General features: G+C 62.8%; 5 protein-coding genes and 1 rRNA gene. 4 read left to right on the plus strand and 2 right to left on the minus strand.

Going from position 1 to position 6,437, the window contains the following annotated elements:
• Positions 1-47: 47 nt before the first annotated feature.
• A complete protein-coding gene (locus HMPREF3036_RS03185) occupies positions 48-578 on the minus strand; it encodes a hypothetical protein (protein ID WP_062331470.1) in 531 nt (176 codons plus the stop codon).
• Between the two features lie 266 nt (positions 579-844).
• On the opposite strand from HMPREF3036_RS03185, the gene HMPREF3036_RS03190 reads away from it, so the two are divergent.
• The gene (locus HMPREF3036_RS03190; RefSeq protein ID WP_082897331.1) at positions 845-1,474 is read left to right on the plus strand and encodes a response regulator transcription factor; all 630 of its coding nucleotides are present in this window, start codon (positions 845-847) and stop codon (positions 1,472-1,474) included.
• 260 nt (positions 1,475-1,734) lie between these two features.
• Complete coding sequence (locus HMPREF3036_RS03195) at positions 1,735-3,378, plus strand: formate--tetrahydrofolate ligase (protein ID WP_062331472.1); 1,644 nt, start codon at positions 1,735-1,737, stop codon at positions 3,376-3,378.
• 177 nt (positions 3,379-3,555) lie between these two features.
• Here HMPREF3036_RS03195 and rrf read toward each other — a convergent pair.
• A 5S ribosomal RNA gene (rrf, locus tag HMPREF3036_RS03200) occupies positions 3,556-3,670 on the minus strand.
• A 156-nt stretch (positions 3,671-3,826) separates the two neighbouring features.
• Here rrf and HMPREF3036_RS03205 point away from each other — a divergent pair.
• Positions 3,827-5,566: a flavocytochrome c gene (locus tag HMPREF3036_RS03205; protein WP_062331476.1), complete on the plus strand. Its 1,740-nt coding sequence runs from the start codon at positions 3,827-3,829 to the stop codon at positions 5,564-5,566.
• 102 nt (positions 5,567-5,668) lie between these two features.
• Positions 5,669-6,289 carry a TetR/AcrR family transcriptional regulator gene (locus HMPREF3036_RS03210; protein WP_062331478.1) on the plus strand — a complete coding sequence of 207 codons (621 nt, stop codon included), beginning with the start codon at positions 5,669-5,671 and terminating at the stop codon, positions 6,287-6,289.
• Positions 6,290-6,437: the final 148 nt, after the last annotated feature.

Below are 6,437 nucleotides of genomic sequence, written 5' to 3' on the forward strand. Positions count from 1 at the left end.
CAGAGTCGTTTCCAACCCTAAATGAGGAATAGCCGTTGTTGTCCCGTTCAGGGCTGCCGGGCGGCGGGAGCCGGAGTCGGAGCGGGCTCGGGTGCGGCGGGCAGAACGGCCCTGTCGCCGAGCCTCTTCTTCGTCTGATTGAGAAGCTGGACCATGTAGGCGGCCACATTGTCGACCGTGAGGCCACTGCCGGGATTGGCGCGGCCCGACGCCTCGAGGGCGGGCACGCTGTTCTCGAAGGTCTGGAACCGAACGGCCTCGATCGCGCGGGCGTTCGTCCTCACCTCGTACGTCACGACGAAGGAGCAGGCCTGCGGGCCGTCGCCCGGCATGAGCAGCCTCGGTTCGCTGCCGAAGCGCCTCACGCCCGTCTCAAGCGACTTGACGAGCGGTTCGCTCTTGACGTCCTCGTTGACGAGCACGCAGACGACGGAGAGGTCGACGGGGCGCTTCATCGCATCGGCGGGAATGGCCTCGGAACCGCCGCCCGAAAGCGCGGCGCAGCCCGAGAGCAGGAGCGCCGACAGGGCGGCCGCCGCAGCGCGGGATAATGAGGTTGTGTTGAGAATGCCGGTCATGGACGTCGTGTGTAGTCTAAAGGATTGCCCATACTAGCAGAGGAAGGCGCATCCTGCGTCGCCGTTGCGTTTTCAGAGGCCAGATTCTGTCGCCCGAACACCTCATTTCGGGTAAGATGAAATCTGCGGGACGGGAGCGCAGCCTCCATCCGCATCCCGCTTCATTTCATGATTCAATAAAAATGGCCGGACGCGCGCCGCCTTCTCCTCCTCCCCCTGGACGAACCGGACGCTCCACGCACAACCATAATAACTAGGATTTCACCGTGCACGATCCTGCGAAAATCGACAAGCCCCTGATCCGCGTCATCGACGATGACAACGCAATGCGCAACTCCTGGGCCTTCCTCATTGAAGGCGAAGGCTGGGACGTCAAGACCTATGCCGACGCCATCACGTTCCTTTCCTCGAACGACTACATCCGCCCCGGCTGCCTCCTCCTCGACGTCCGCATGCCGCACATGTCCGGCCTCGAGCTTCAGCTCAAGCTGAGGGAAGCCGGCTGCGACCTGCCGATCATCTTCATTTCAGGCCACGGCGACATCGACATGGCCGTCAACACCCTGAAGGCGGGCGCCATCGACTTCCTCCAGAAGCCCGTCGACGACCAGCGCCTCCTCAAGACCATTGAGAACGCCGTCTCGCACAATCTCGCCCAGCGCCGCGGCAAGCGCGAAGTCACCGACTTCCGCAACCGTCTCGAGTCGCTCACGCAGCGCGAGCGCGAAGTCATCCGCATGGTCGCCCAGGGCTACTCCAACAAGGAGGTCGCCCGCGAATACGGCATTTCGGAAAAGACCGTCCAGGTCCACCGAGGCTCCGCCTACCGCAAGCTTGACCTGCACAACGCCGCTGAAATCGCACGTCTTCTCATGCTGACGGGCGATCCGCTTTAAAGCGACAGCTCTCACCAAATCCCGTCCGGAACAAGGCGTTCGGACGGGATTTTTGCATCCTGCCCGCACGCTCGGAAATATTTACGGTTTTAGTCCACCCGTCCCGGCTTTTTGAGGCATACTCTCTCAATCCCGCCATCTGGACGGCAGGAGACGCTCCGTTGAAGGCTCCCTCAGGGTCGAGCGCCGGAGGCTCCCGGACCGTGCCGCAGGCCATCGGTTTTCAGTTTTTTCAGGCATTTACCTTTTTGGGAGATCCCATGCTCAGCGATATTGAAATTGCTCAGGCAACCAAGCTCATTCCGATTGACCAGCTTGCCCACGAGGCCGGCCTCACCGACGCCGAGTTCGAGCCGTACGGCCGCGACAAGGCCAAGGTCGAGCTCGACGCCTCCCGTCCCGACACGGCCAAGCTCATCCTCGTGACGGCCACGTCCGGCATGCCCGCCGGCTCCGGCAAGACCACCACGTCGATCGCCCTCGCCCAGGGTCTCAAGCAGCTCGGCAAGAAGGCCGTGCTCGCCCTTCGCGAACCGTCCCTCGGCCCGGTCTTCGGCATGAAGGGCGGCGCTGCCGGCGGCGGCTACTCGCAGGTCCTTCCGATGGAAGCCATCAACCTGCACTTCACGGGCGACTTCCACGCCATCACCTCCGCCAACAACCTCCTCGCCGCTCTGATCGACAACGCCCGCCACCAGGGTCAGGTCGAGCTCAAGGAAATCTTCTGGCGCCGCGTCATGGACGTGAACGACCGCATGCTCCGCAACATCGTCACGGGTCTCGGCGGCTCCGCCAACGGCATCCCGACGGAAGCGGGCTTCGACATCACGGCCGCCTCCGAACTCATGGCCGTCCTTTGCCTCGCCACGGACCTTGACGACCTGCGCGCCCGCATCGACCGCATCGTCGTCGGCACGCGCCGCGACGGTTCCGCCGTCACGGTTCAGGAACTCGGCGTGGGCGGCGCTCTCGTCGCGCTCCTCAAGGACGCCATCAAGCCGAACCTCGTCCAGTCCATCGAAGGCAACCTCGCCTTCGTGCACGGCGGTCCGTTCGCCAACATCGCCCACGGCTGCAACTCCGTCGCCGCCACGCGCGCCGCGATGAAGCTCGGCGACTACGCCATCACCGAAGCCGGCTTCGGCTCCGACCTCGGCGCCGAAAAGTTCTACAACATCAAGTGCCGTGCGGCCGGTCTCAACCCCGCCGCCGTCGTGCTCGTGACGTCCACCAAGGCCCTCAAGTGGCACGGCGGCGTCCCTCTGCCCGAAATCGGCAAGCCCAACGCCGAAGCCCTCAAGAAGGGCCTCTGCAACCTCGATGCCCACGTCGAGACCCTCAAGCGCTTCGGTCCGAACATCGTGGTCTCCATCAACCACTTCCACACGGACCTTGACGAAGAACTCGACATCATCCGCAACCGCTGCGCCGAACTCGGCGTGCGCGTGGCCCTCTCCGACGGCTTCGCGCTCGGCGGCAAGGGTGCCGTCGACGTTGCCCGCGCCGTGATCGAAGCTGCCGAGGACGTGCATCCGCTCAACTTCACGTACGAGGCCGACGCCCCCGTCATGGAAAAGGTCGAGAAGATCGCCAAGACCATCTACGGCGCTGCCGCCGTCGAACTGGCTCCTGCCGCCGCCAAGGATCTCAAGCGCCTGCAGGACCTCGGCTTCGACCGTCTCCCGGTCTGCATCGCCAAGACCCCGTTCTCGTTCTCTCACGATCCCAAGCTCCTCGGCGCTCCGAAGGGCTTCACGCTGCCTGTCCAGCGCCTCATCCTCAATGCGGGCGCAGGCTTCGTCGTCGTGACGACGGGTGCGATCATGCGCATGCCCGGCCTGCCGAAGGTTCCGGCCGCCATGTCCATCGACGTCAAGGACGGCAAGATCACCGGTCTCGCCTGATCCGTCTGATGCGACTGGTTGAAACAGCATGACGAAGGGCCCGCGCAGCAATGCACGGGCCCTTTGTCATGTCATGGGCTTCGAGAACATTCGAGCGGGCGCCCGGCCGTCTGAAAAACAAAAGCCCGAAAAGACAAAACCCCGGCTTTCTTGGAAACCGGGGTTTTGCAATGGCGAGCCTGACGATGTCCTACTTTCACTGGAAATACAACCAACTATCATCGGCGATAAGGCGTTTCACTGTCCTGTTCGGAATGGGAAGGAGTGGTACCGCCTCTCTATGGTCATCAGGCAATGGCTTTGTCTGCTTTCGCAAACGAGTTGAGTGATTTTATCAGAAATCCGACCGTCTGTCGACGGCATAAGTCCCAATCACACGGAACTATGCTTGAGGTCAGTTTTGGACTACATTGACCTCATGACCACACCAATCGGAGAGGAGCCGACCATGACACTGAACAAATCTCTCGTCTGTCTCGCAATAGCGTCGCTTTCCATTCCCGCCATGGCTGCGCCCGTCACGACCGAGGGCGCGGGCGTCGGCAAGCACGGCGACGTGATCGCTGCGGTGACCTTTGACGGCGGCAGGATCCAGGCGATCGACATCAGGAAGTCGAACGAGAACCCGATCCTCGCGGGCAAGGTCTTCACCGAAATGAAGGACGCGATGATCAAGCACAACACGGCCGACATCGATGCCGTGACGGGCGCGACCGTCTCGTCGGACGCCCTCAGGAACGCCGTGAAGGAGGCTGCAGCCAAGGCGGGCGTGACGCTCGCGGGCCCGGTGGCGCTTCTCAAGCGCGCGCCGAAGGTGCCTGAGACGAACGTCTACGACGTCGTGGTGATCGGTGCGGGCGGCGCGGGCTTCTCGGCCGCCATCACCGCGAGCGACGCGGGCGCGAAGGTCGTGCTTCTCGAGAAGATGCCCAACGTTGGCGGCAACTCGCTCGTTTCGGGCGCGGAAATGGCCGCTGCGGGCAACTGGGTCCAGAAGAAGCTCGGCATTGAGGGCGACAGCGTCGAACTGCATTACCAGGACACAATGAAAGGCGGCGACATGAAGGGCGATCCCGCCGTCGTGCGCACCATGGTCGAGAATGCGCTTCCCGCCGCCGAATGGTGCCGGGACGTCATCGGCGTCGAATTCCAGGAAGACAACCTCTTCTTCTTCGGCGGCCACTCCAAGAAGCGCTCGCTCATTCCGAAGGGCGCCACGGGCCTCGACTTCATCACCAAATTCAACGCTGCGGCCGAGAAGCGCGGCATTCCCATCATCACGAACATGAAGGCCGAGGAGCTCGTGCGTGACGCTTCGGGACGCGTCACGGGCGTCAAGGCCACGATGGACGGCAAGCGCTATACCTTCAGCGCCAGGAAGGGCGTCGTGATCGCGACGGGCGGCTTTGCCGCGAACGTTGCGATGCGCACGGAGGCCAACCCGTTCTACGGCGACGGCTTCAAGACCACGAACATGCCCGGCGCCATGGGTGAAGGCATCACGATGGCGAAGAACATCGGCGCACAGGTCGTCAACATGGGCCTCATCCAGACCTATCCGATGTGCGACCCGAACTCGGGCGCCATCGAGCTCATCGACGACGCACGCTTCGAAGGCGCCATCCTAGTCAACCAGGAAGGCAAGCGCTTCGTCGAGGAACTCCAGCGCCGCGACGTGATGAGCCAGGCCATTCTCGAGCAGACGGGCAAGTACTGCTACGCGATCTTCAACGGCGAGATCGAGAAGCGCTCGCACGCCATTACGCACCATCAGGACGAGGTCGAGGTCTTCACCAAGACGGGCATCCTGCACAAGGCCGACACCATCGAGGGCATCGCCGACTTCTTCAAGATTCCGGTCGACAACCTCAAGGCCACGATTGCGCGCGTCAACGAATTCGCCAGAACGGGCAAGGACCTGGACTTCAACTACCGCAGCCGCTTCGTCGACCTCAGCACGGGACCGTACTGGATCTACCGAGGCGTTCCGAGCGTGCACCACACGATGGGCGGCCTGAAGATCAATCCGAAGGCCGAAGTGCTCGACGCCAACGACAAGCCGATTCCCGGCCTCTGGGCTGCGGGCGAAGTGACGGGCTGCACGCACGGCACGAACCGCCTCGGCTCGAACGCCTACACCGACATCATCGTCTTCGGCCGCATCGCGGGTGCGGAAGCTGCCAAATGATGACGTAGGCTGAAGTCTGGTCGACTTATACTTAAGTGGATCTCCGGGCCCGTCCTCCGAGTGGAGACGGGCCCGGATTTGTTTCAACGTCAGGAGATTCACATGGCCACGAAGGGCGAACAAAGCAGGCAGCGGATTCTGGAGGCGTCCAGAAGCATCATTCTCGAGAGCGGCATCGGGAAGCTGAGCCACGGCGCGATCGCCGAGGTGCTCGACATCTCCAAGAGCGCCATCCACTGGCACTTCCCCACGAAGGACGATCTGCTCAAGGCGCTCATCGACGACTATCTTGAGCATCTACAGGCCGAGGAGAAGCGTCATGAGACGCCCTTCATCGCCTCGGGCTTCAGTCCCGAGGACGCCGTGCTGCCCGCCATGCGCCTCTGGTATCTGGACTTCAGGGAGAACCGCGCCGGCTGGGTCGGACTCGGCTCGCAGCTTCTGAGCCTCTCGTCGCGCCATCCCGCCCTCGTCGAGCCCATCCGCGCATGGTACAAGTCGCTCTACGACAGGATCGGCCGTTCGTCGGCCGACACCGTCAGAGGTTACGTCGCCATGATGGTCTTCGACGGCTTCTTCAACTCGTCCAAGATGGGCGTCATGACGCTTTCGGACGAGGAGATGGACGCCATGCAGATGCACGTGCTGCGCGAGGCCTATGCGGCCCGCCCCGACATGCTTGAGGTCATCGAGGCCGTGATCGGCAGCGGCGAGCGCATGTGATTCCGAGCCGGTCGAACGATTCCTGACCCGCTCGGCCGCACTCCGGCGTTTTCTGACGAGAAGGCCCTGCCGCAAGGCGGGGCCTTGCGCATTTTGCTGCTCGGGAAAAACAAGAACCCCGGTCTCTTTCGAAACCGGGGTTTTTGGA

The sequence above is a fragment of the Sutterella sp. KLE1602 genome (assembly GCF_001578585.1).
In the GTDB taxonomy this organism is placed as follows: Bacteria; Pseudomonadota; Gammaproteobacteria; order Burkholderiales; family Burkholderiaceae_F; genus Sutterella; species Sutterella wadsworthensis_A.